Origin of the sequence: Butyrivibrio sp. XBB1001 (assembly GCF_000424505.1) — a bacterium.
In the GTDB taxonomy this organism is placed as follows: domain Bacteria; phylum Bacillota; class Clostridia; order Lachnospirales; family Lachnospiraceae; genus Butyrivibrio.
This window is the reverse complement of record NZ_KE384201.1, coordinates 1-25,506: the sequence shown is the minus strand read 5'-3', so window position 1 is coordinate 25,506 and position 25,506 is coordinate 1. Positions and strand designations below refer to the sequence as shown.

Genomic DNA, 25,506 nt, shown 5'->3' with positions numbered 1-25,506 from the left:
TATGTCACTTATTATAAGTAATAAACTTGAGCATATTATAGATGCTATTGATGAAAATGCCGTTCTAAAAGAAAATTTTGCGGATTATAGAGAACGCTTAAAGACTGCAAAAGATAATCTAACTATGTTTCAAGGTACAACAGCTGAAACATTCAGAGCGCGTTACAATGAATTCATGGATACTGATGCAGGTGTTTTTCCTAGCATGGAAAAACAGTTGGAAAAATATAATGAGCATATGGAAGTAATACGTGATTGCACCTCTCAATTGATTGATCGATGCAATCATTTTGCAGATACCTTGACAGTTGGTGGGTACACTGCCGCATACTCTGAAGGAAAAGAAGAAGGATCCCATGTATTCTTTGATGATCTTCTTCTAACTATAAAAGCCGCTTGCAATTCTTGCATTACCGTTGATGAAGATGAATTGACGAGTGTAAAAAAAGCAGTATCTATCCTTGAAGATGATGCAGATGTAAAAGAATTATGTCCTAGTCCAATATCAGGATTGACGGATTCCATGACAACCTGTATTGAAAAACAGGATTCTATCGCTAATTTTAGGGATTCTCTGGATAAATACGGCTCAATTAGTTGTGAATTGGAAGAATATGCTGAAACAAATTTTAATGATATCATTGATACTACAGTCAGTACAAAATATCCATATCCTGAAGGCGTTGCAGATAGCGAGACAATTCGCCAAAAACTAAAGAATAATTATGATGCTGCTACCATTTATATTTTGGATGATAATGGCAAGCAAAACCTTCAAAATGCAATGGATAATTGGGATAACTTGTCTGATGAAGACAAGAAGATTGTTATAGCTGTTTATGACATATCTGCAGATTATGTAACAGAATCTTATGATGAGGGAAAAGCTGAGCCATATATTTCAGCAATGGAAACAATAACCGCAAGCTTTATAGTGTTTAACACATGTAAAGATTCAAGTGGAAACATTTATTATTCCATGGATTTCAATAAGAATAGGATGAATGAATTTTACGATAATCTTGATCCCAAGAGTGAGGCAAGCAGCATACTTGTTGAGTTAAGCAATAGTGAATATATCCCAGATGGCAAAATGTATTCTGAGCCAGCAGCAAGAACTTTATGCGATATTTCATTTGATAAAGCAGGAATTCGTTTTACTATTCACAACTATAATAGTGATGCTGTTGTCGGCGATGACGTGATTGGCGATGGCGAAACATTTGATGCTATTTACTACACATCACAGGAGAGATCGACAGGCTATATAAATCTTATGATGGATCAGGATTCTTCATATGCTGATCACTTGAGAAATGATTTGGGATATGATGTTGATTCATTGGCAACATTATTAACATCAGCTGAAAACACTTACGATATGGCAGTTTTGGAATCTTTGGTTAATGCCGATGATGGATATAATGGAGTCTTTGACACAGATCCTAGTAAGTTGACAAAACAGTGCGCGACAGTATTAGCAACTTATTCATATGGACTTTTGGATAGTAAAAATACTGGAGAGTTTTCAACTTTTGTTAATGAAGTTCTAAATACTGAAGGTACAGATGAGCATGGTAAGTATATTAAGGGGTATGCTGATAAACTTGCTGAAGGCTATGGCGTATTGCAACAGACATTTGCAGGTAAAGCCTATGAGCAGATAGTTGCAAGTGGTGGTATTTACGACAAAGATATGGAATCATCTCTTACCAGTGTTAGTAATGTAATGAATTTCTGGGGAGGAATTTCACACGCGTGTGCTGAATATGATGAAGGTGGATGGTTCCATTCTAATTCCTTCAAGGATTCTACTGCTTTAAAAATATTAGATGCAGATTATAGCAAGTTATTAGAAGGAAATGGAATGGATTTCAAAGTTGAAGTCTTCTCGGATAAGGTGGATGGCAAGAGTGTATTTGCAAGTAATACGGAATATAATGCATCTATAAATAACGACGATGGACTTGTTATGAAGACGGATGAATTAGAATTCTATAAAAAGAGTGTAGATGCCGCCAATAAGGTTGCTTATGATACAGTTGCATCTGTGGTTGGAAAGTTTTGCCCAGTAGCAGGAACAGTAATGAAAGGCGTTGGTGATGTGTATAATAGCGCTTCGGTTTGGACTTGGACATCGGACGGAGCAAAAGAAGGAAATACTTTGCTAAAGACGTATGCCGGCGTAGATAATAAAATGTTTTCAAATTCTGTGACCACTGTTGGAGATATTATGGGAGGCATAGGTAAACTTCAATCAATAAGTAATGACTTACAGAAGTTTTCAGATAGAATAGGTGATTATCAAAATGTAGATCTTTACTGCTCTTATAATGAAGGTACAGATTCTATTTCTATTTGTGATTACGCAAAAATATATACTATGTATCAGTGGAATCAAGAAGGATTAGAGGCGATAGTTGGGCAAGATGATAGCCAGATGATAAGAGATGAGTTGTTTGATTCAAACAATAGTAATCTGGTTAGTGAGGAAACATATACGGAGATAATGCAATATGTAGACCCATCATATGAGAATTCCAATCAGTCAGCATTCCTTACTACTAATTATAATTATTATACTCAGGAGCAAGTATCTGATGCTATGAATGTCATAATAAATGGCTCGAATGGTATTGCGGATAATGCATCTTATAAGAGTATAAATGATATTCCGTTGGATCTGATGAATGCTTGTGTATTAGAGCTTAATGAGGAAGTTTATAAACAGGATCCTGTCGATGATCAGTTTGGAGCGGCCGCATCGGCGAATAGAAAAGCTGGGGAGTAATGAGGTACTCGAGAGAATGCCATCTTTTATGTTCCTTTTAATTTACATAGTGATGTATAAATACATCGCTGTGTGAACTATGTATATACATATATTATAAAAAATATGATAGAGGCCTTTACATGGAACGATTTAAGAAAACTGCTAAACGAATACTTTTTGCCATTATTATTGTTGCTGCCATATATTTAGGTTTCTTTTGGTACGTGGTTGAAACCATGAGAGCTAATGGGAATACCATCGAAATAGGGGATTATAAGGTTATGGCCTTTAATTTCGATGAAGGCACAATTGTAAGGTATATGGGGAACAAGAATGACGTTAAAATCCCTCGCAGGATACTATGGTGGAAGATAACTAAGATACATGACAGAACATTCGAAGGTAATGATGAAATAGAAACAATCTTTGTCCCGAATTCTGTGACAGAAGTAGGCATGGAGGCTTTTTATAAATGTAGTTCACTTAAAGAGGTGTATTTTGAAGATGGCGGTAAAGCTACTGAGATAGGTACAAGAGCTTTTATGAATTGCGAGAAGCTTGAAGATGTCCATCTTCCAGAAGGACTCGTAGAGATTGGTGGAGCATCCTTTGCTGATTGCATGTCGTTAAATGATATAACAATACCGTCCACTGTAGAGCGAATTGAAGGAAGTGCTTTTTTTCAGTGTCATAATCTGGGAGAAGTTCAGATTAATGGTGAGCCATCAGTTAAATATGTAGAAAGTGATGCATTTGAACAAACCAAATGGCTGCGTAAATGCGGAGATTACGCTATGGTAGGCAGAGTTTTATATGCCTATAATGGCACTGACGATCCTGTGAATATTCCAGAAGGGACTGTTGGTGGAAATACGGAGTCTATCGATGCTAAAGTGATAGTATATCCAGCAAGCTATCAGTTTTCTGAGCTTGAATTGAGTCATGTTGAGAACTATATTACCTTAGTGTTTATGGATGAAGGCCAGCATTATTTTGATAATGTTAAGGAGAAAAAGTATGGTTATGGAAAGATTACGGTTATGGCTACACCTAATAGCACGGTCTGGAATGATGCATCAGCACTTGGGATAAATGTGGTAGAGAAAACAGAGTAGAAAAATGGCAATGTAACAATCACAGTAGACAAGAACATTACGATTGATATTGTCAATCGACAGCACTACTAGAAAAACGGATGAACCAAGTAAGAGCTTCCTTCTGTTGATATTTGCAGAGCAGAAGGAAGCTCTTTTCAAGAAGACAACAATATAAGGGGAACCAATGGGGCAACATTATAACGCATTCATTTCTTATAAACATGCTGAGCTGGACAACAAGATAGCAGCTCAGATAGAAAAGGATTTGGAACATTACCATATTCCGAGAAAAGTTCAGAAAAAGACAGGGTACAAGAGGATTGAACGTATATTTAGAGATAAGGATGAGCTTCCGATTACCAGTAATCTATCTGGCACAATTGAGGAAGCTCTTTTGAACTCGGAATATCTTATTGTGCTGTGCTCAAAGAGTACCTGTTTATCCACCTGGGTAGAGAGGGAGATAAAGCTCTTTTTGCAGAATCATCCAAGAGAAAATGTTCTGACGGTACTGGCAGAGGGGGAACCTCAAGATGTGATTCCCAGGATCTTGCAGGAAGTAGAAGCTGAGAGAACGAAAGAGGACGGTACGACAGAGACTATCATGCAGAGTGTTGAACCACTATCATGTGACTATCGTATTCCCAGAAGAGAAATAAAGAGTGCAGAAGTCCCGAGGATGGTGGCAGCTCTTATTGGATGCCCTTATGATGAACTAATTAACAGGCAGCGGCAGTTTAAAATGAAACGGCTCACTGCTTTTTTTGCTATGTTTATGGCAGTGGCTGTAGGATTTGGCGCATACATGATCTACAGCAATAAAAAGATCCATGACAATTATCTTGAGTCCCTTAGAAATCAGTCTAGGTTTCTGGCCACAGAGTCATCTCAGCGTTTAGATAATGAGGAGAGGATTGAGGCTCTTCAGCTGGCAGTTGCAGCTCTTCCAGATGAGGACAACCCTGAAAGGCCGATTGTTCCTGAAGCAGTAAGTGCTCTTACTAATGCTACTTATGCATATAGAACTAAAATGACTAGCACTAGTATTGCAGCCACATGGACTTTTACAATGCCAGATATGATTGTTGATTACAATCTGTCTCCAGACAAGACTACAATCTGTGCAGAAGATATTTCTAAAAATTTTAAGGTCTGGAACACTGAGACCCATGAAGAAGTCTTTCACAACGAAGCTGACGAGGATACTATAGACTTTTTTAAATATCTCAACGATGACACAGTTCTTTTTGCAGGAAGTGATTTCTTAAAGGCAGTTGATACTAAGAGTGGAAAAACTGTCTGGGAGCAGAAGCCATTTGAGGGAGGAATCATATCAGGCGGCGATTGCGCTGTGTCTGGTGATTATCTGTATGTTTCATCATATGAAAATGGCCTGTATAAGATATCGGTCAAAGATGGCAAGACTCAGGAAATATATGAAGTTCAGGCAGATAAGGAGGCAAGAAATGATCTTAGAAGCTTCGCTGGCATGAAACTTTCTCCTGATGGAAAAGAACTTGTGGCTATTGATTATAACAATTTGGGACATGGGGAATATTTGTCTTTTTATAACCTTGAAACTGGAGAGCTTAGACATATAAGCATAACTGAATTGATAGAAGGATACGATGTAAGTAGCGAAAACGTCTATGACATTACCTGGCTGAACTCAGAAACTGTCATATTTGCTATAGATGACAGTTCTAATAGCAATAGCAGTTTGTGGAATCAGAGCTACTTATCCAAAGATCATAGGTATATTTACTGCATCAGCAGTAAAGACATGACAGTTAAGTGGAACTACGACTTTGAATATAGCGGAGTAATTCATAAGAGCATGTTTGAACTGTTCGATGATGGAGGGCAGGTAGCCTACGGCTGCGCCAATATGTGCAGAGCATGGAACCTTGATACTGGGGAGCTTACGTACGATCTTGATGTAACTGAGCCTGTTATCAAAGTTATAGACAGCGGAAATGGAAAGTTTATCTGCATTACGTGGAGAGGCGGCTGGGCCAGTGCTGATCAGGCAAAAGGTAACGATGCCTTGAACCTTTCTTATTTCTTTACTGACGAGCTTGATAAGGTAATTACCGGAAGAGGCCTTTGGGCGCACAAGCAGGGTAGCAATACCATAATAGGCTATGAGGATGGAGTTTTTGATAAAGATATTTCTTTTATCGAAGATGCTGTTATTGAAGATAAGAACAGCTGCTCAACTATACTGGATGGTGATTATGCGGCGGTATTGGACAAAGAGGGAGATGACCTGGTAGTCCAACTCTACGACGCTGCGGGTAAAAAATATATCGGGAAGACAGTCATTTCAAGTGAGGAGCTTTCAGAGCGCGATTTTGATCTGCAGGGAATTTATGATGGAAAGGTATACCTGACACGAGGCAATGACAAGGTAATATCTATTATTGAGGCAGATTGCGTTAATGACTCTTGCACAACACTACTAGAAGAATATTGTGGCAGTATATACTGTGGAATATCCTACAGTGCAGGCAAGTTTGTTTATGAATCTGCCAGTGACGAAGATAAAAAGATCATAAAAATGTACGACATTGACAGAAAAAAAAACCAGGAAGTTGTGGCAACACAGTATCGGGCAAGTTCAAGCCTTGGGCTGGAGTTTTATAGTAAATCTGATCTTATCTTCATGAGTAATTATAATGGTGACGAAGTGCTGGATCTTAAAACTTCAAAAGTTACTTCTTATACACATCCTGAGAGCTGGGAACTGACAGATAAGATTGTATATGATCCTGAAAACCAGATTGTTGCCATGACTGATAAGAATATGATACAGGTATATAGTCTTGATGGCGAAACTCTCTTTACCATTGCCTGTCCTGATGTTAAGCCAGTTGGAATCAGCATTTATGCACCTGATAATTCTGATGCTCCCAAAATGTTCATGGTACTTTATGATAATGGACAACTCTTTAGATACAACTATAGCAATGGGGAGCTTATTGGAAAGACTGCGCTTACAGAATCTACAAGATCTATTTCGGATAAGAACTTGAAATTTGTATATGACTATGACCAGGAACTCATGATCATAAGTAGTCAATATTCGTTGTACATGGTCAGTCTGGAAAATTATTTGAGGCTGGCACAGATTAACAGCAGTATCGGCTATCATCAGGACACAGATACCTTCCTGTGCTGTAGCCTTGACGACAATAGAGATTACAGAGTAGGCTTCTTTAAGCATTATTCGGTAGAAGATTTACTGGCCAAAGCCGGCAAAATCCTTGAGGGTATAGAGGTTAGTGAAGAACTGAAAAATGCATATGGAATCAAGTAAGGAAAGTATACAATGACAGACACGTCACTTTCAGAAAAGAACAATATAAGATAAAGGACAAGCTAGAAGATGAAAAGGCGAACGAGTAGTACTAATAAAGAAATGATTTGTGATTACAAAACGAAATGCGTGATAAAAATAGTAAAACAAATAATGTTTATTTCATTACTAGTAATACTAGTGATGGGGTGTTCTGTCAAAAAAGAAGACAACAATTATCAGCATTATTCTATATCAAAGCCTGAAGTAGACGCATATAAGCTTTTCTTGACAGAAAAATTAGAGAATCCACAAAAAAACAGAGAAACAGGTTTTAAAGTAGCACTAATTCGCCTTGATGAAGATGATGTATATGAAATGGCTTTGCTTTCTAAGAATGATGCGGAGTACCCATTAACTTTGTATGGGTATCAAGGCGGGCAAGTTGTAGAACTTAATGTGGATGAAGTATCATTCACTGATGGCCCTGGCAGGACTTTTGCGTATCTCGAAGGACAAAACTGTTTTTATTATTCACGACTTAGAATCGAAGGGGATGATTCCCTTTATACTAAAGATATTTTTTCTATGGAAAATGGGCAGCCTTATTTGGAACATACTATTTCTTATTTATGGCCGTCATATGAAACTCAAGATCCGGATACTGCAAGCTATTATTTTGATAGTGAAGAAATAACAAGAGAAGAATATAAAGAGCTTAATAACAAAAAATATAATTTAAATTTAGATCTTGATCGAAATTTAAGTCACCCCGAAGGTTTCTACGAGATTAGGGCAGATTACTTGACTGAAGTAGATTCAACACAGGATTTGGAAAAAGCATTATCTAAAGATTACTTTTATTTCTACAGCAGTGCCTATCATAAAAATGAAGGACAACCACACCCCTGGGGAACCTAAATTTGTAAATTAGATATTGCGTTTTGAAGACATAAGAAGGTTCAAATGAAAGAAGATTGATTGCTATTAGTTGAAAAAGGGGAGTCATAATAATATGAGAAAAGTAAAGTTGCTATCGCTGGTTTTGCTGTTTGCAGTATTTTTAATGGGATGCACTGATAGAGAAAAAAATAATAATTATCAGTCAATTGATAAGGCAGAAGTAAATGCATATAAGGAGTTTTTGTCAAATCAGAAGAAAGGCTATAAAGTAGCTCTTATTCGCCTTGATGAAGATGATATATATGAGATGGCACTTCTTCGTAAAGATGGTGATAAATATGGAATAACTATGTATGAGTATGCCAATGATCAAGTCATAGAGCTGGGCATAGACGGATATGATTTCTATGATAGCCCAGGTAGGACATTTGCTTATTTGGAAGGAAAGAATTGTTTTTTTGAGGCGTGTCGTACAATTAAGGATGAAGATGTGTATTTTACCAAAAATATATTTTCAATAAGTAACAGGACAATATATTTAGACAAAGCGCTTTTATCGATATGGTCATCATATGAAGCAAATAATCTAGAAACTGTTAAATACTATATAAATGATGAAGAGGTTTCAGATGTTCAATTTAATAATGTGAATTACGAGTATGACTTAAACCAAGACATAGATAGTAATCCAATTGTTCCACAGGGCTTCTATGAGCTAAGAGCAGATTATCTAACGGAAGTGAATTCTAAAAAAGATCTTGAAAAGGCCTTATCCGAGGATTATTTCATTTTCTATAGTGCTTGCTACCGTGAAAATGGTGGAAGACGGCATTCTTGGGGAGAATAATCCAAATCTTATAGAAATTATTGTGAAAATAAGAAAGTTAGGATAGGGCAGTATGAAGGTACAAAAAGCGCATAAAACAACGGTATTTATTATATGTATAGTTATTATGATGATTGGAGCATTTGGTGGAATAATTAAATACAACTCATATGTTAGATTGGACTTACCAAAAGCAAGTAGTGTTAATAAGATGGAATTAGGCCTATTTGGGGAACAAAGGAAAGTCGAACTTGTGGATCAAGATAAAATTTCAGAAATAATGAAAATGTTATCTAGTGCAAAACGTTGCGATATAAGAACGAGTAGATTCCCATTATTATGCGTTGATCTTTCTTTTTATACTATTAGTGAAGACGACGAAATTATAGGACCTTATTATCTTTATCATGTCACGGAAGGAAAAAAATATGGTTACTATATTATGGTAAGTAACGATGAAATTTACAAAATAAGTGATGAGTATGGTAAATATATTTGGGAAATAATTAAGGAATGAAGAGAATAATACAATATGAGTTTGATGTGTTTAGTTTTGCTTATGTGAAAAAAAACATAATACTGATAGCTCCTCAAGAAAGCGCTGTAATAGATTATGCTAGAAGGAATGGGATATCTTAACTGGTAGAATAATTGTGAAGTTTCAGTTATTAGAAATATGATAGAGGCCTTTACATGGATCGATTTAAGAAAACTGCTAAACGAATACTTTTTGCCATTATTATTGTAGCTGTCATATATTTAGGTTTCTTTTTGTACGTGGTTGAAACCATGAGTGCTAATGGGAATACCATCGAAATTGGGGATTATAGGGTTATGGCCTTTAATTTCGATGAAGGCACTATTGTAAGGTATATGGGCTCCAAGAAAGACATTAAGATTCCTCGCAGGATACTATGGTGGAAGATAACTAAGATACATGACAGAACATTCGAAGGTAACGATGAAATAGAAACGCTCTACGTTCCAAATACTGTGACAGAAGTAGGTATGGAAGCTTTTTATAAATGCAGTTCACTAAAAGAGGTGTATTTTGAAGATGGCGGTAAAGCTACTGAGATAGGTACAAGAGCTTTTATGAATTGCGAGAAGCTTGAAGATGTCCATCTTCCAGAAGGACTCGTAGAGATTGGTGGAGCATCTTTTGCTGATTGCATGTCGTTATATGATATAACAGTACCGTCCACTGTAGAGCGAATTGAAGGAAATGCTTTTTTTCAGTGTCATAATCTGGGAGAAGTTCAGATTAATGGTGAGCCATCAGTTAAATATGTAGAAAGTGATGCATTTGAACAAACCAAATGGCTTCGTAAATGCGGAGATTACGCTATGGTAGGCAGAGTTTTATATGCCTATAATGGCACTGACGATCCTGTGAATATTCCAGAAGGGACTGTTGGTGGAAATACGGAGTCTATCGGTGCTAAAGTGATAGTATATCCAGCAAGCTATCAGTTTTCTGAGCTTGAATTGAGTCATGTTGAGAACTATATTACCTTAATGTTTATGGATGAAGGCCAGCATTATTTTGATAATGTTAAAGAGAAAAGGTATGGCTATGGAAAGATTACGGTTATGGCTACACCTAATAGCACGGTCTGGAATGATGCATCAGCACTTGGGATAAATGTGGTAGAGAAAACAGATTAATAAAATCTTAAAGAGCTTCCTTCTACTGATGCTGGAGGGCTGGCTCTTTTTTAGTTCGCGGTGACTGGTACTTATATTCAAATCACTCATAGAAGGAACTGAATATGTAATATACCAACTTTAATAATAGAGTAGTAATAAGGAGAATAGAGAGGAATTATGCCAGATATAGAATTTACGAAGATGTTCGCAAAGGCATATGTGGAGGATGCGTTAGATGCTTATGCACGAGGAAACGATATGGTGTTTATTGCATTGTTAAGTGGTATTAATTCTTGGAAACTAGAACACTTTCCAGGTGGGAATCATATGTACAATTTGATTATAGATGCAATGCATGAGCTGCATAAAGAAGACAGTTCTTTGGAACTGGACATCAGATTTAAAGAGGCATTAAATAAGATGCTACAGGTTTCTAAAGCTAAGCAAGGTTTAGGTATTTTGATGAATGTCATCATATATGAAGCTAAGAAAGAAAAAGAAGGCACCAATAGTTTTTGCATAGGCCTTGATGAGGTTTTGGATAAACTTAATAACCTTATTACAGATAATTATGACGCATACAAAAGAGAAGATTTGGGATTTGATCTCTGGTTAGAAAGAAAGATAAGCTACGCCAGAGATAAGTATGGAATAGAGATTCTTCGCTCTCATGTAAAACAGGAAAATCCAAGACAGATTCTTCGTAAGTATGTTGGCGGAGGTTTGGATTTCGATTTACTTAGTGATGACGTGATAGAAAAGCTATATGAAAACTATCAGAAAGCAACTTCACAGATTGAGTTCTTTATAGGAGTGATAGAAGTAAAAGTAAAATCTGCAAATCAAAGATATTCAGAAGGAGACAAGGGTAACTTTATAAAACTTCTGCTGGGTAGAGAAGAAGGCTTTGTAGAGATGTTTGATGGAGCTGGCCATTGTTATCCTGTAATACTCGAGGTGATTCATAATCTGTATAGTAATGACCGTAATTGCCAGATTGATGTGAATTACGCTAAATGCTTGTTGGAAGCAGTAGAGCAGGCAGATACAGAGTATGAAATAACGCTAATGAAGAATATCATTTCTTACGAGGAAAATCTAGAAAAAGATGATAGTCATTCTTTTAAATTAGATATTAATAAGATGACAGATAGAATAAACTCGAAGTTACATTAAATTTTTGAGAATGAAAGGGTAACTAATATGTTTGCTGTAATGAATGAACTGTTGTATAGATACAATGAATTTATGGGAAATGCTAAACTTTTTACATTCGATAATAGTAAGGTGGATGACAGCTTTAGCTTGAATAGCAATGGATGCTATGTAAAAGAAATCACGTCTAAGGACAGCTCGCTTACTGATATCTATGATATAGATTTTTTAGTAAGCTATGAAGACGCTTATATCAGAGATGAAAAAATGTGGTATATATTGGAGGATAATCGATCAGATAGGCCTTACAGCATAGATAAAGACGAGATATGCCTAAATGTCTTCGGAAGTTGCGATGAAGGTGGCTGGAAATCGCTTGGAAGAGAAGATAGTTATAAAATAATTAGTTTATCTGATTGTTCAGCCTTTTTTGTAGATTATGTCTATGAAAAAAAAGAAGGAGAGATTCTTGATAAGCAGATCACGCAAAGATGCGAGGTAAGTAAAGAAGAATTTGTTGGGCTTATAAAACAACACAGAGTAAAGAATATTTGAGAGTCAAGGGGCTAGTATTGATCTATGGATTAGAAGTATGGAGAGGATAAAATAATGAATATTGATGATAGTATTATTACTACAGTCAAATTATTACTTTATGAATCAAATAAAGAACATGTATTGAGTGCTATATCTAAAGAACGTAATCCTAATATTCTTCATATATTTGCATACAACTACAACTGGGATGATGGTTTTGAAATACCAAGGGCCTTACTAGAAAATGGGTTCTGTGAACTGGCTACTGCTCTCATGATTTTTTATTTGGCAAATGGGTATACATATATTACAGAAAAAGCAGATAATCACGAGTGCTCAGAATGGTCTGTTTTTATGAAAAAGCTTTACACAGATATAACTACTGGGAGATATAAGACCGGAAACATTGCATTTTCTGCGCCATTAACGAAGATTCAGATTTATAAGCTTGCTAAGTTGCTAGATGAACAAGAACACATTTTTATTTCCAATATTGAAGGCGAAAACATTCTAAGGTGGCAGAACAATGGAATTATAAATCAGGACTTACATCAACAGAGAAATGCCAAGAGATAGGTAAATTAGCTAGAGAGCAACACTATGATGCTATTATATTTAAATCTTACCGTGGCCCTGGAAAAAATTATGTTATTTTTGACAATTTTGATGAGATTGTTTCTCCTAGGATAGTGACACCTATAGGATAAAAGGAGTATTTAATGAATATTAGAGTACGCAAAGAATATGTTCGTTGTAAAACTTGCGGATGTGTAAACGAATTTAGATATCTATCAGATTATGAATACGGAAAAAAACTTATATATCTAGGAAACGATAAGTATGCATTTGTGAATCTGATTACAGATAAAACTTATGAAGAGTTTTCAAAGCGAATTTCTCTTAGTTTTAGAAAAGAAGGAAAATATGTATCAGATAATAAGTGCAATCAGATTTTAAAAGAAACGTTTGGAATAACATGTGACGAGATAGATAATCAGAAGGTTGTGTTTAACAACGTAAAAAGACATTGCACAAATTGTAATTCTACAGATTTTGAAGATGTTATGGCTGAGCAAGAAGAATTCACTGATGAGGAAGTTCAAGAGATTAGCCATGAGAAGTGGAATCGACTTACGGATGATGAGAAGAATCAACTAGTCAGTGATGTGCTACAAAGGAATTATTCCGATTTGATTAAAAACGGGGACAATGAGTATCAGTACTACAAATTTAGAGTTGGTAATGGCATGATGCGAAGAAACGGTGTTTCTATAGAGTATGTTAATAGGAATAATGAATGGGTAGTAGATATGTCATTGATTGGGAAGTTTATTGGTGGTGATTGTGATTATGTAGAAATAACACCCGAAGAAGCTGAAACTATTATGAAAGATAGAAAAGCAAAAAAACCTAAAAGTGATATGTGATGAGGGAAAAGGTATTGCAATAATGACGGACGCAATAAGAGAATTATTCAACGATTATGAATTCCATACTGAAGCAGGAGCATCACTTATAGAGAAATATGGGGGCAGATTGCCAACGCAGATATTAGATCTGTGGAAAACGTACGGTTTTGGCGTATTTTATGAGGGCTATCTTAAGATGGTCGATCCGGATGAGTATAAAGAGCAGATAGCCAGAATGTACGTTAATGGGGAAAAAGCAATTCCAGTTTTTATCACATGTTTTGGGGATGCGATTGTTTGGGAAGGGAATTCCTTTTTCAACCTGATTCTGTTTAAGGACTTTCGAACAGAGAAGTTAGCGGATTCTTTTGAAAACTTGTGTGATGATCTTCTGTGCCACCGATACGACAAGATATTTGATATGGATATTTACCATGAGTTCATATCGGGCGGTCGCAGCATTGCTTATGAAAAATGCCTTATTTCCATGCCACTCAGTTATTTTTCTGGGGGAAAAAAAGAAGAGAGTTTATTCCAGGTGAAGATTCCAAGGCTATTTGATGTGATTCAGGAATTACTTGGAGTGGTAGGAAAGGAACAAAAGGAGCTGCAATTTCCTCTTTCTGAGGATTACAAAAGTTACTATATTGATCCAAGTACTCTTAAAATATCCAGAGCACAGTTTATTCAGGAGATGGAAACTGAACAGTGGAATTATAAGATGCATTATAGCATTGATATAAGTAGTCAGGAAAAAACTGGAGCAGAGTATGTGCTTGGATGTTTCTGCGACAGAGCAACAGGTAAGTGGATAGCTTATGAAATGCTTGATAGGGGAATGTGCGGATTTGAAAAAGCCTTTGATACAGAAGAAGAGGCATTGGGAGAAGTTAAGAAACGGGTTTTAAATGAGATAGAAAACAATCTGGATTAATCCTGGATTTTAGGAAGAAGAATGGATATTAAGGAATTTGCTGAACAGAATAATATAGCGATTATTGCTAAAGCAGGTGTTAATGATATATTTAGCTAAATTATGGTGTTTGCTTGTTGATATAGTATCTTACATAGCGTGGATGGAGTATAAAAAGGAAAAAACAAGATATTTACCACAAGCATTGGAAGGTATAAGAGAGGAAAGCTTATTAGTATTGGCGGAAAGTGCAGTTGAAACTTCGTTTATTACGGAGGAGGAGATTTCATTGATTCAGAATAGAATATTATCTTGTTTAGATACTATAGAAAAAGGGCAAATGAAAAAAGATTTATTTATTACACTTTGACATGAGTCAGGTCATATTCCATGTGGATGGAAAGGAAGATATCCTAGTGGGAAGTTTAAGGTTTTTTAATAAGAGAGAAGTATTTTAGCTATGGATATAACAAAAGAGCAGGTGAAGAGACAATTAGAAGTATTGACAAAAATAAAAGAACTTTTTGTTGGGCAAGAAAAAGAAGTTATTTTGAGAGGTATAGAATTAGTAAAAAAATTATTGCAGTTTGAAGGCGAAACGATATGTGTAGATTGTGCTGAGAAATTGTATGATCTACTGGATAACGATGATTATGGTCTAGTTATTTTGCAGGAGCAGGAGGAAAGTGAAAAAAGGGTTGCCGCATTTAATTGTGCGATAGATTCAATTGCTATTTCAAGTCGCTATGCATATGAATTAGCGGGTCAAATATATTTTCCTGAGCCTATAGAAATGGTGTCAGAAGATACATTTATTCACCTGAATATTGAATTAGAAAAACTTAATATATAGTAAAACATCAATGATTTAGGCTAGATAGCAAGTAAGAGAGAATGATAAAAAGGTAGAAAAGATGGATAAAGAGTTAATTAAAACTATGAGACAAGCTATAAAAGAAAATGATTTAGAGGCTATAAGAAAATTGATTCATGATAATGAGGGGGTTATAAATACAGTGACTCCGTTAGGAACATTTTTACATATGGCTACATCTTCTGGAATGTATGATGTCGTAAAGTTTTTACTGGAAAACGGTATGGATGTAAATATAAAAGGCGGGATTAGAGACAGTTCAGCTATGACAATAGCTGCGTTTAAAGGTTATATGGATATTTGTGAATTGTTGTATGATAACGGAGCTCAATTAGATGTAAGTGATTTTGACAGAAATCCATTGTTTGCAGCTATATATAATGGTCATTATGATATTGTCATATTTCTAGTAGAGAAAGGTATTGATACAAAGGTTTCATATGCAATTGGTGATTTGGATAGTTGTGATGCGTACGAATATGCTAGGCAGTACGGGCGCACCGAGATAGCGGATTATCTGAAAGAGATTAACAAAGGGTGAGTTTAGAAGAAAAGTGATGGAAAGTGGATTATCTGGATTTAAGTTTGAATTAGCCTGGGATAGTGATGGAAATTATTGATTCTTGATCGGGATAAGACATGGTTTAGATGTTTTGGCAGATGGCGGAGGGACTGCATTAGATGCTTATATCTAAGTTTAATAAAGAAAATGTTGAAGTTAATGTTAATGAATTTGTGAATATAATAGGGCATGAGCTACCGGAGGCATACAAGATTTTTTTAATAAAATATAATGGTGGAGAAACACCTGACACGAAATGGAATGGTAAAGGGAGAACTGATGTCAGAGGTTTTTTTGGTTACAAGATATGTGAAGATCATTGGGATTTTGATAAAAATTTAGAAGAAGATTTTTTTCAAGAAATTTTGGAGCAAGGCATGTTAGCTATAGCAGAAAATAGTTTGGGAGACTATATCTGTATAAAACTTGCTGATGGGACAATCTATTTTAAATACCATGATTCAGAAAAAAATATAATGATGGCGAATGATTTTGAATCTTTTATTGGTAAGTGTAAAAGTCAGAAAATTGGTCATGTTAGTACTATTGAAGAGAGAAAAGCAAGACTGATTGCCAATGGGCATGGGGACAAGCTTACTGATGCTATGCTAAGAGGATGGCAGGCAGAGATAGATAAATATGGGAGTATGGTTCAAGAGGAAGTGATTTTATAAAGTCTAATCTCGGAATAATGGAGATATGCGTTATATAAAGATAAATAATCCCAAAGGGAAAATAGTGCTTGAGTGTAATGACTGCGGACATGCTATGAATCTTGATGGGACAGCATTGAACGAGGAAATCATTAACTATATGCCAGCTTCACAGACTGAATTAAAAAGTCAAAGAAATTCTTTAAAGGAAAAAATGAAAACATGAATGGTATAAAGATGTAAAAAAGTTAGCAGATTCCATTGGAATAAACATGACACATTTGGGGATTCGTAGTACTAATTATTCTTCTTCTAAGATATTGACGATTAGAAGAAAAGGGGTATCAAAATGTTTGCATTAGTGGATGGTGAAATTTACAGATATGAAGAGTTTAGAGGAGAAGTGTATCTACTTACATTTGATTATAATAAGGCATGTGATGGCTTCGAACCGTCCAAGCATGGTTCCTTTAAAAAGAATGTAACCTTGAGTGATAGCACAATTACAGATGTTTACAGACTAAAATATTATGTTGAATATACGGATTCTTATATTAAGGATACCAAAGAATGGTATATATATGAGGATAATCGATCAGATAGGCCTTACAGTATAGATAAAGACGAGATATGCCTAAATGTCTTCGGAAGTTGCGATGAAGGTGGCTGGAAATCGCTTGGAAGAGAAGATAGCTATAAAATAATAAGTTTATCTGACTGTTCAGCCTTTTTTGTAGATTATATCTATGAAAAAAGAGAAGGAGAGATTTTTGATAAGCAAATCACGCAAAGATGCGCGGTAAGTAAAGAAGAATTTGTCAGATTGGTAAAGCTTAGTAGATATAATGCTGTTTAATTGTCGAGAGTTATGTAAAAAGTATATTACAGCGATAAAAACCAAGATTATAGATTCTGGTAATCTAGGACTAAATGATTTAGATATAGCAGAAGCCATTAGAGACGATTTGGAATATGCGATAGGATTATTTAAATAGATGAGAAAAGAAGTGACAATAGAAAATTTTTTAGAGAAAATGATAAGTTTTTTTCCTAAAACTAGGGAAGGGCTAGCAAAACACATATCTGAGTATGAAGAACGCTTGGATACAATTGTTATTGAAGAAATAATTATGCCAGAAGTCATTGATCTTTTGAAAAAAAATAATGACGAGAAAAAACTTAAAGAAATATTTGATTATTTTGAAGATGTATGTATTAATTCTGATGATTATTTAAATAATGTTTTTTCAATAACAGCGTTAGAACTATTAGGAAATGAAAAAAATATTTTAGAAACTGCAAAGAAATATATGGGTCCTGTTACGATAAAACTTCAAAGAGAAGCTGATCTTGCAATTGGAAGACAAGTATAGACATCCCAACAAAGCCTCCCAACAGGCAGGCTTCTTACGAGGAAAATCTAGAAAAGAAGAATTTGTTGGGCTTATAAAACTACACAGAGTAAAGAATATTTGAGAATAAATATGGAATACGATTTTGTATTAATAAAAGACAATGTCTTTTACGATGTTACAGAAGATGAAATTATAGCGAGTGAAAATGAAATGAATTTATCATTTCCAAGGGAACTGAAGGTATTTTGGTCTAAGATTGGTTATGGCTTTTTGAGTTCAAAAAAAGGTAATATCAATCGTATTATGGATCCAGTTTCTGTAAGAGATTTCAGAGCTAAAGAAGGTGATTTTGAGTATATTCCTGATGTGGATATATATGAAATATATGAAAAAGACAAGCTTATTTTCTTTGAAGCTAATGAGAGCGCGTATATTTCTATTGGAATCGGCCCGGATAATAATGGGAAAATATATTACTATGATGTTGAGATAGCTGAAAATTTAAGCGATTTCTTATTAAAACTAATTAGTGATGATAATTACTATGTAGATATGAAATTATAAGCTATAAATGAGTTCCAGTATGGCCCAAATCATATGCCGTTTATAAAAAGGGAGAAACTGAGAAAAGGAAAAGATATGTACGCAGTAATTAATAACAACTTATATTGGTATCAGCATTTTCGTGGAAAAACCATAGTTTTGGCAAGAAAGGGTCAGCTTGTTGATTATACTTTTGAGGAAAAAGGTGATGTTTTCCAAAAGACAGTAAACATTGATGATACAGAGATATCAGATGTTTATAATGTGAAATTTTACGTAGGATACAAAGATTGCCTTGTTGAAAATAATGATATTTGGGAAGTAGGAGATGGATTCCCCTCATCAAGACCTTATAGGATTGAGGATGGCGAGGCTTGTATTGGGACTTTTGGTGCTGTCAGTGGTAACGGTTGGGAAACTAATGGGAGAGATGAAAGTTACAAAATCATACAATTGTCTGATTGCAGCAGTTTTAGCGTTGAATATGAATATAGTAAGAAGGATGGTGTAGTTTGTTCTGAACCCGTAACGCAGAAAGCCGAGTTATCCAGGGAAGAACTGATCACGCTAATCTTAACACACAGAGTATAAAGACGGAATAACTTCAAATGGGATGTGATTTTTGATGATTAGGGAACATAAAGTATCATTATGGCTAGGAAGTTTTGAGAGCGCTGCTGAATTCAATGCTTTTATAAATGTTGCATATGATGAGGATGGTAATCAGATACCATCTAAATTCCAGGAAACTTTTGAGATAAAGAAATATGACATGGATGCAATAGAAACAGATTGGATTGATGAAGGGGCGGACAATGTTGAAGAACTATTGGAAGGCTTTTCTGCAGATGAAGAAATTATACCTGCTTTCAAAGAAATGCTGAAGGACAGAGATATTAAAATGTATAACAGCATTATTCTATTGTATAGGTACGAATATGATGGTGAAAAAACACATGAATCTAATATGGATTTCATAGGTGTAGTAGATGGATATTAAAATATTAAAGGCAGCAGCCAAAGCGAAAGTTAATATGGCACATAGAGCATATCTGAACGGAAATCATATGATTTACCCTGCTGTTATTGCTGGAATGGACACCTATGGAATTGAGGCGTTTCCTGGAGCAGGGCATCATTTTGATTTTGTGATAGATGCCATTTATGAAAAATATGATGAAGATAATGATCCTCAAGTAGCTGTGGCCTTTAAGGAAGCCATTTATAAATTGATGGAAGTAGTAAATGGGTTTCCATCTTTAGAGAGGCTTGAGCGTATCATTTCGTACATGAATAAAAAAGAGCAGAAAGGTGAAGCAAAAATAGATTTGAACATAGAAGAAATAAATACAAAATTTTCAAATCTAATTGATGAGAAATATGAAATATTAAAGAATGATAATCCACAGTTAGATAATTGGATTGCACGAATCAAACAGATATTTTGGGAAGATTATGAAGTTGAGATTAGCACAAAGCATTAACCTATAGGATGGCGAAGACAATGTATAAATACTACAAATTTGATGATTGTGATGCTGTTGCAAAAAGAGAATCTGCGTATGTGTATCTTCTTGATGAGGCAGGAAATTGGGTTGAAAAATCAAGCCTTCTAAGGAAATTTATAGGTGGAGATTGTGACTACGAGGAAATATCTGAGAAAGAAGCAGAACTTATAGTACAGAAGAGAAAAGCAAAATTGTAAGACGAATGGTAGTAAAGCATGGAGAAGTTTTTTGATTCGGAAGAGGATAAAAAGGTAATTACTGGCACTTATGCAGTATTTAATGGAAAAAAATATGAGGCTTGTTTTGTTAAAAGTGATAGAGTTACTTTTCAAGACGAGAAGCTAGTTGAGATTTATTCAAAAGAGCCTGTTGAAGAAGATGGATTTGAGAAATATGGTTTCGGTAAGTATCTATGTTATAAAAAGGTTGTTGATATCGAAGAACTGAGTGAATTTTATAACATAAAGGAAGTCTGTGACTATATGGGACAAACTTTTCCAATAGTCGGGAAAGATGGTGATACTATTAGAATTTTCACCCAGGATCCATCATTTGAAACAAAGGGATTCATTCAAGATGGAAGAGATGGATTTGTTAAGGAAATTCAAGTTTCCGATGCCATGATCAGATATGTCAAAAACGATTATTATAGCACATATATGATTGGAAAGTTGCTTAGAGACAGGATGGGGAATGAATATGATAAGGAGTACGCTTTTGGAATTTTGGGTGATAGGTCAAAAATAGGTATAAGAGGATATTTTCAAAAGAATGAATCGTTTTTTATTTATGAAAAAGACCCGGTTGGCTATATGACATTTAACTACATAATAGGACCGTTTAACAAAAGGGATATTGTTTATGCATGTGCTTTGCAGCTGGGGAAGGAAAATCTTTTTGAAGACTATAGATTTGACCAGGCAGCTCAGGATGTGTATGACAAAAACCGTTTTGGTAGCTACTCTGAATTTAAGCGCTATATTATTACTAGTTGTAAATACTGACAGTGAGTCAATTTCCATTGTTTAAAGGTAATTAATATGAAATATACAATTGAAAAATTATTGAATGTAAATATACCAGAAGGAATAAAGAAAATCATTGAAACAAATAGGAAAATGGACATTATAGTAGATGGCGAGATGAATAATTTTATAGTCCTTTCGCCAGATGAAATGTTGGAAGCGTACAAAGAGCAGAAAGATTTATTTGATTACAATATTATTCCGTTTGCTTTTTTAGATGATGATTACTTATGCTTAAACTACAAAAATCATAATATTTCAATTATTTATTGGAGTTCAGAAAGGGCAATGGAATCAAAGGAATTGGCAATATTCGAATTGTATTCATCTTATGATGATTTTATAAAAACATGTATCACAAATAAGATTTTCGTGGAAAAATAGGACATTGTGAAATAAGTAAAATGTAACAGGAACTTTCGAGTATGGCTGAAATAAACAAAACATTACTAAATGATTTTAAGCAGGAATATTCTGCAGAAGAATCTTTGCTATTAAAGTACAAGAGTGTTGTTCCAAACTCTGTTATTTCAATGTGGAAAGAGTATGGATTTGGCTCTTTTTATGAAGACTTTCTTAAGGTGATAAATCCTGACGATTATAGAGAATTAGTTGAGAAGAGCTATTTTAATGGGGCCAATGCGATACCATTATTGATTTCTTATCTTGGAGACGTGGTTGTGTGGGAAGATAATGATCACGTCACTCTGATTCAGTATAAGAATTTCAAGTACTCAAGGATTGCAGATTCAATCGAAGAGTTTTTTGATAAATTATCAGATAAAACCTATGACAAACTGTTGGACAAGAAATATTTTGAAGAAGTTATGTATGCGGACCCTATTACAGAATATGAAGATTGTTTTGTTCAAAGGCCAATGGTAATTCTTGGTGGGACAAAAGACCCATTTCGAATGTTTAATATACAGATAGATAAATTTCTGGATATTTGCTATAGGTTGATCGGAGTTGTTGGCGGAGAAAGAAGGCCTTTTGGCGATAGTGTGCCCGAGGAGTTTAGATTGTATTTCGGTGACAGAGGGGAAAGAAAACTATCGAGAGCCCAATTTATCAGCGAAATGAATTCCCAGCAGTGGGAAAGAAAAATGTATTATGGCATTAACATAGATAAAGATGGCCCATCCCATGCAGGCTATATCTTCGGCTGTTATTATGACGAGTCTAATAAGATGTGGGTAGTTTACCAGACAGGCGAACGAGGAGTAGTCTATGGAGAGATTTCTTTTGATTCTGAAGAGGAAGCTCTTGGCGAACTTAAAAATCGTATTGAGGAAGAAATAAGGCAGCATTCCATGTAAGACAGCTGTTCATGATGAGGAGGGTTTAGTGAAAAGAATTAAGCAGTGCATGGCACTTTTGCTATGTCCAATAATACTATCTGCCTGCGCAGGACAGGCGCCAGAGGAGCCTTCAAATGAAGTGACGGAAGAATTGGCTTCTGTAGAGGGAGTAAGTACTATTGCTACAGAGAGTAGTTCAGTGGTAGATGATACCAGCGCCGAGGCGAGTGAGAAAGTTACAGAAGAGACTTCAAATGAATTGACTCCAGATAATATTCCTGAGTGGAGCAAAGCATATGCAGAGTATTTAAGAACTGGTGCGGAGTATATTTCTTTTGCCGATGGTGGGAGTGAACTTTCATATACTCTGATCTATCTGGACGACGATGATATTCCGGAGCTTTTCGTTGATACTGGCATAGAAGCTAGTGGTCAGATGGTTATTACTTACTATGATGGCAAGATTGTAGAGCAGTATCTTTCAAGAATAGGATCCCAGTACATTGAAAAGAGTGGCCTGATTTATACCGATACAGGACATATGGATTATTACCCAATCAGTATCACAAAGCTGGAAAATGGCGTGTTCACAGAAATTGCTTCAGGTATAAGATATGTTTCTGAGGAAGATTTCAAAAAGATGGGAGAAGATGAGAACTACCCATATACATTGACTTACGAATGGGGCGATGAAACTGTGACCGAAGAAGAGTTTAATGCTCATGTTGCCGAGTACTACGATGTAGATAAGGGTAAGCAGCCGAACAACTATTATTTATATGATGAGTTCTTGTACCTTTTGGAGAATGGAAAGTGGTATTCTGCAGACCATAAGTATGAACTAATTGTACAGGACTGCTCTTGGAACGATGCTCAAAAGATATGCCTTGAGAAAGGTGGATATCTGGCAACAGTGACTTGCACAGATGAGGCAAAAGTTATATCTGAGCTTATTAAAGAAGAGGGACACACGGATAAGGCGTTCTTTGTTGGCTACAGATCCTGTGAATGGGTAGGAGATACTTTCTGCAGTTTCAGATGGATAAATAAGGATGGCTCCTATCAGGAAGTAATGCCAAGCATGTATGACTTCTGGGATTACCATTCTCCAGGATATGATTACACCAAAAATGAGTGGTCTTTTGAAGGCGGCGAACAGGAAGTAGGCCTTGCCAAGTTTTTTGAAGAAGATGGAATGATTTATATCTTTGATGCTCCAGATAGGATATTAAATGTGTCACCGGAGTATGCTGGGAAGCTTGGATTTGTTTGTGAGTACGATTGATAATCAGGTACATATTTATACTAAATATGAAAAATATAATATATCAAGGAAATGGTTTTGCAGTATTAGAAATAGATGGGCAATTAAAGGTATCTTGGGCAGAAGGATTATCAGGAAAAATTGCTTATTATGATATTTCAGAGGAAAATTTTGAAAAACTGAAAAAATCTGAGAAAGATGCAAATGATGTACTGTTTTTCTGTAAGAATGGTGAGTGGCCATTGAGTGAAGATGAGGAACTAGAAAATACAAAAAACTTCATCAGAAAACATCCAGTGCTTTTGCTGACTGTGCCCGAAAATCAGGGGTATTTTGATAAAGAAGAACTAGAAGTGCTTTTGAAGCAAGCTAAAGAAAAGCAGATGGAAATGAACTGATATATCTAGGGAATGACTTTTGCATATTTGTTGGGAATGAGAAATAAGTATGGATAATTGGAAAAATGGAAATGTGACCATTTCAGATAAATTGGTCATTCGTCCAGAATACACTTTTGACGAGTTTAAGAATACAGAGTTTTATACTAATCAGGATGAAATTAGGATTATCACTTTGGATGGTGCACAGGTGATCGATGGACGGCTGTATTTGGTTGATCTTTTCTTTAGAGAAGGAAGAATTTACTGTTTGTCACTTATGAACTGTGAAAAAGAATTCACATGGGAAACTGAAAAAAAAGAAAAAAGGTTCACGATGCTATTTTAGCCGGATATGGAATTGGTGAGAAAGAAGAGTTTGATTGGGGAAAAATAGTATCAAATTTTGACAGCAGATCTACAGTAAGTGAGATTAAATTTTATTATAACTGATAGGTATTTTCATGAGAAGAAAGTTTTTTGTGGGAATTCTTATTCCTATAACAATAATGGTTACGGCATGTACAAATATTGCAGTAGAAAATAGCAAGGATTCTGAAAGTGACGTTTCAACTATAACTGTTTCTTTAGATGGTATGAATATTGATGAAGAAGCTGACATTATAAATAACAATGAAATGGTCGAAGATGAGGTATCAGACCTAAAAGTAATTACTTCTGAAAAAGAGTATTCATGCGAGAAGTGTGGAAATGTAGTATTAAAAACTCAAGAGGAATATATAGTTATATCAGATTCATGTAGTCAGTATGCGGATGATATTAATAACCTGATTTATCAGGATTTAGTATCTGTTTCTGCCGAGGATATATACGGTAACTCAGAAGATGACTGTAGTATACATGATGAAGAGTTTGCTACAAAGTATAATACCAGAGTTTTTGGCTACGATATTATTAAAGATAATTTGCTTACTATAGATGTTTCTTCTGAGATAACAGTATTTGCTGCACCGCACCCGTATCTGGATGAACGTCAGTATGTTTATGATTTGGAAAGCGGCAAGAAAGTTGAAATAGAGGCATTTTATGGAAGCTCAGAATCTGACTTCAAAGCCTTAATTGCTGAAGCAACGCATGATTATTACATTGAGAACACAGAAATGCAGTTGCAATTTGCTTCGGATATAAACGAAGATAATGTTTTTGACAGGGCATATGAAAATGCGAGTTTCGACAATACTAGATTGTTTATGAAGGAAGACTGTGTGGAATTAGCTTATATAGAAGATGCCATTGTTCCACATGGAAATGGAGAAATAAGAATAAGAATAACATATGACAAGTTTGGAGCGTGACATTAGTGGTGGTTAAAAGAAACAACAATAAAATGTTGCCAAAGAAGATATTTATAAACATCGTGCGAGAAAACCCCTTCCGATGAAATCGGTTGTGGGATGAATCGCACTAGCTTTTCTTTTTGTATTTCCCTGTCTTAATGTATTTGCGTTTGTGTTCTTCTGTT

At 35.3% G+C, this 25,506-nt stretch carries 31 protein-coding genes; all 31 read left to right on the top strand.

What is annotated here, in order from left to right; translation table 11 throughout:
• The first annotated feature begins 1 nt into the window (after position 1).
• The 31 genes from G631_RS0116185 to G631_RS0116025 all read left to right on the top strand — a co-directional run bounded on the left by G631_RS0116185 (position 2) and on the right by G631_RS0116025 (position 25,339).
• The gene (locus tag G631_RS0116185) at positions 2-2,791 is read left to right on the top strand and encodes a hypothetical protein (RefSeq protein ID WP_026490322.1); all 2,790 of its coding nucleotides are present in this window, start codon (positions 2-4) and stop codon (positions 2,789-2,791) included.
• Between the two features lie 122 nt (positions 2,792-2,913).
• The gene (locus tag G631_RS20455; RefSeq protein ID WP_026490321.1) at positions 2,914-3,888 is read left to right on the top strand and encodes a leucine-rich repeat domain-containing protein; all 975 of its coding nucleotides are present in this window, start codon (positions 2,914-2,916) and stop codon (positions 3,886-3,888) included.
• Positions 3,889-4,054: 166 nt separating this feature from the next.
• Positions 4,055-7,189, top strand: a complete 3,135-nt coding sequence (locus tag G631_RS0116175; protein ID WP_026490320.1) for an outer membrane protein assembly factor BamB family protein — start codon at positions 4,055-4,057, stop codon at positions 7,187-7,189.
• 69 nt (positions 7,190-7,258) lie between these two features.
• Positions 7,259-8,089, top strand: a complete 831-nt coding sequence (locus G631_RS0116170) for a hypothetical protein (RefSeq protein WP_026490319.1) — start codon at positions 7,259-7,261, stop codon at positions 8,087-8,089.
• A 94-nt stretch (positions 8,090-8,183) separates the two neighbouring features.
• Complete coding sequence (locus G631_RS0116165) at positions 8,184-8,918, top strand: hypothetical protein (RefSeq protein WP_026490318.1); 735 nt, start codon at positions 8,184-8,186, stop codon at positions 8,916-8,918.
• A gap of 52 nt (positions 8,919-8,970) precedes the next feature.
• The gene (locus tag G631_RS0116160; RefSeq protein WP_026490317.1) at positions 8,971-9,414 is read left to right on the top strand and encodes a hypothetical protein; all 444 of its coding nucleotides are present in this window, start codon (positions 8,971-8,973) and stop codon (positions 9,412-9,414) included.
• A 176-nt stretch (positions 9,415-9,590) separates the two neighbouring features.
• The gene (locus G631_RS0116150; protein WP_026490316.1) at positions 9,591-10,565 is read left to right on the top strand and encodes a leucine-rich repeat domain-containing protein; all 975 of its coding nucleotides are present in this window, start codon (positions 9,591-9,593) and stop codon (positions 10,563-10,565) included.
• A gap of 159 nt (positions 10,566-10,724) precedes the next feature.
• Entirely contained in the window at positions 10,725-11,723 is a 999-nt protein-coding gene (locus G631_RS0116145) for a hypothetical protein (RefSeq protein ID WP_026490315.1), read from the top strand.
• A gap of 27 nt (positions 11,724-11,750) precedes the next feature.
• Positions 11,751-12,257: a hypothetical protein gene (locus tag G631_RS0116140; protein ID WP_026490314.1), complete on the top strand. Its 507-nt coding sequence runs from the start codon at positions 11,751-11,753 to the stop codon at positions 12,255-12,257.
• A gap of 54 nt (positions 12,258-12,311) precedes the next feature.
• Complete coding sequence (locus tag G631_RS19580) at positions 12,312-12,815, top strand: DUF4274 domain-containing protein (protein WP_051197330.1); 504 nt, start codon at positions 12,312-12,314, stop codon at positions 12,813-12,815.
• Positions 12,755-12,946: an RES domain-containing protein gene (locus G631_RS21670; RefSeq protein WP_442855818.1), complete on the top strand. Its 192-nt coding sequence runs from the start codon at positions 12,755-12,757 to the stop codon at positions 12,944-12,946. The genes G631_RS19580 and G631_RS21670 overlap by 61 nt, the downstream gene beginning before the upstream one ends.
• 12 nt (positions 12,947-12,958) lie before the next feature.
• The gene (locus G631_RS0116130) at positions 12,959-13,666 is read left to right on the top strand and encodes a hypothetical protein (RefSeq protein WP_026490313.1); all 708 of its coding nucleotides are present in this window, start codon (positions 12,959-12,961) and stop codon (positions 13,664-13,666) included.
• Positions 13,667-13,688: 22 nt separating this feature from the next.
• A complete protein-coding gene (locus G631_RS0116125) occupies positions 13,689-14,582 on the top strand; it encodes a GAD-like domain-containing protein (protein ID WP_026490312.1) in 894 nt (297 codons plus the stop codon).
• Positions 14,583-14,664: 82 nt separating this feature from the next.
• Positions 14,665-14,931 carry an Imm6 family immunity protein gene (locus G631_RS19575; protein WP_051197329.1) on the top strand — a complete coding sequence of 89 codons (267 nt, stop codon included), beginning with the start codon at positions 14,665-14,667 and terminating at the stop codon, positions 14,929-14,931.
• Positions 14,932-15,021: 90 nt separating this feature from the next.
• Positions 15,022-15,414, top strand: a complete 393-nt coding sequence (locus G631_RS20450) for an Imm6 family immunity protein (protein ID WP_026490311.1) — start codon at positions 15,022-15,024, stop codon at positions 15,412-15,414.
• A 61-nt stretch (positions 15,415-15,475) separates the two neighbouring features.
• Positions 15,476-15,976: an ankyrin repeat domain-containing protein gene (locus G631_RS0116110; protein ID WP_026490310.1), complete on the top strand. Its 501-nt coding sequence runs from the start codon at positions 15,476-15,478 to the stop codon at positions 15,974-15,976.
• A gap of 140 nt (positions 15,977-16,116) precedes the next feature.
• Positions 16,117-16,671: an SMI1/KNR4 family protein gene (locus G631_RS0116105; RefSeq protein ID WP_026490309.1), complete on the top strand. Its 555-nt coding sequence runs from the start codon at positions 16,117-16,119 to the stop codon at positions 16,669-16,671.
• Positions 16,672-16,999: 328 nt separating this feature from the next.
• Positions 17,000-17,506 carry a hypothetical protein gene (locus tag G631_RS0116095; protein ID WP_026490307.1) on the top strand — a complete coding sequence of 169 codons (507 nt, stop codon included), beginning with the start codon at positions 17,000-17,002 and terminating at the stop codon, positions 17,504-17,506.
• 139 nt (positions 17,507-17,645) lie between these two features.
• A complete protein-coding gene (locus tag G631_RS0116085) occupies positions 17,646-18,023 on the top strand; it encodes a DUF7674 family protein (RefSeq protein WP_026490306.1) in 378 nt (125 codons plus the stop codon).
• Between the two features lie 111 nt (positions 18,024-18,134).
• The gene (locus G631_RS0116080; protein ID WP_026490305.1) at positions 18,135-18,569 is read left to right on the top strand and encodes an SMI1/KNR4 family protein; all 435 of its coding nucleotides are present in this window, start codon (positions 18,135-18,137) and stop codon (positions 18,567-18,569) included.
• Positions 18,570-18,644: 75 nt separating this feature from the next.
• On the top strand, positions 18,645-19,139 hold the full coding sequence (locus G631_RS0116075) for a hypothetical protein (protein ID WP_026490304.1): 495 nt from the start codon (positions 18,645-18,647) through the stop codon (positions 19,137-19,139).
• 34 nt (positions 19,140-19,173) lie between these two features.
• A complete protein-coding gene (locus tag G631_RS0116070) occupies positions 19,174-19,548 on the top strand; it encodes an immunity 22 family protein (RefSeq protein WP_026490303.1) in 375 nt (124 codons plus the stop codon).
• Complete coding sequence (locus G631_RS0116065) at positions 19,538-20,032, top strand: hypothetical protein (RefSeq protein WP_026490302.1); 495 nt, start codon at positions 19,538-19,540, stop codon at positions 20,030-20,032. Before G631_RS0116070 ends, G631_RS0116065 begins: the two co-directional genes overlap by 11 nt.
• Positions 20,033-20,052: 20 nt before the next feature.
• Positions 20,053-20,253, top strand: a complete 201-nt coding sequence (locus tag G631_RS0116060; RefSeq protein WP_026490301.1) for a hypothetical protein — start codon at positions 20,053-20,055, stop codon at positions 20,251-20,253.
• An 18-nt stretch (positions 20,254-20,271) separates the two neighbouring features.
• Complete coding sequence (locus G631_RS0116055; protein ID WP_026490300.1) at positions 20,272-21,060, top strand: hypothetical protein; 789 nt, start codon at positions 20,272-20,274, stop codon at positions 21,058-21,060.
• A gap of 36 nt (positions 21,061-21,096) precedes the next feature.
• Positions 21,097-21,465 (top strand): SMI1/KNR4 family protein, encoded by a 369-nt coding sequence (locus tag G631_RS0116050; RefSeq protein ID WP_026490299.1) that lies wholly within the window; start codon positions 21,097-21,099, stop codon positions 21,463-21,465.
• A 41-nt stretch (positions 21,466-21,506) separates the two neighbouring features.
• The gene (locus G631_RS0116045; RefSeq protein ID WP_026490298.1) at positions 21,507-22,400 is read left to right on the top strand and encodes a GAD-like domain-containing protein; all 894 of its coding nucleotides are present in this window, start codon (positions 21,507-21,509) and stop codon (positions 22,398-22,400) included.
• Positions 22,401-22,428: 28 nt separating this feature from the next.
• Entirely contained in the window at positions 22,429-23,667 is a 1,239-nt protein-coding gene (locus G631_RS0116040; RefSeq protein ID WP_026490297.1) for a C-type lectin domain-containing protein, read from the top strand.
• 26 nt (positions 23,668-23,693) lie between these two features.
• Positions 23,694-24,044 (top strand): hypothetical protein, encoded by a 351-nt coding sequence (locus G631_RS0116035; protein ID WP_035789986.1) that lies wholly within the window; start codon positions 23,694-23,696, stop codon positions 24,042-24,044.
• Between the two features lie 49 nt (positions 24,045-24,093).
• Positions 24,094-24,372, top strand: a complete 279-nt coding sequence (locus G631_RS19565; protein WP_051197327.1) for a hypothetical protein — start codon at positions 24,094-24,096, stop codon at positions 24,370-24,372.
• A gap of 115 nt (positions 24,373-24,487) precedes the next feature.
• The gene (locus G631_RS0116025) at positions 24,488-25,339 is read left to right on the top strand and encodes a hypothetical protein (protein WP_026490295.1); all 852 of its coding nucleotides are present in this window, start codon (positions 24,488-24,490) and stop codon (positions 25,337-25,339) included.
• Positions 25,340-25,506 lie beyond the last annotated feature (167 nt).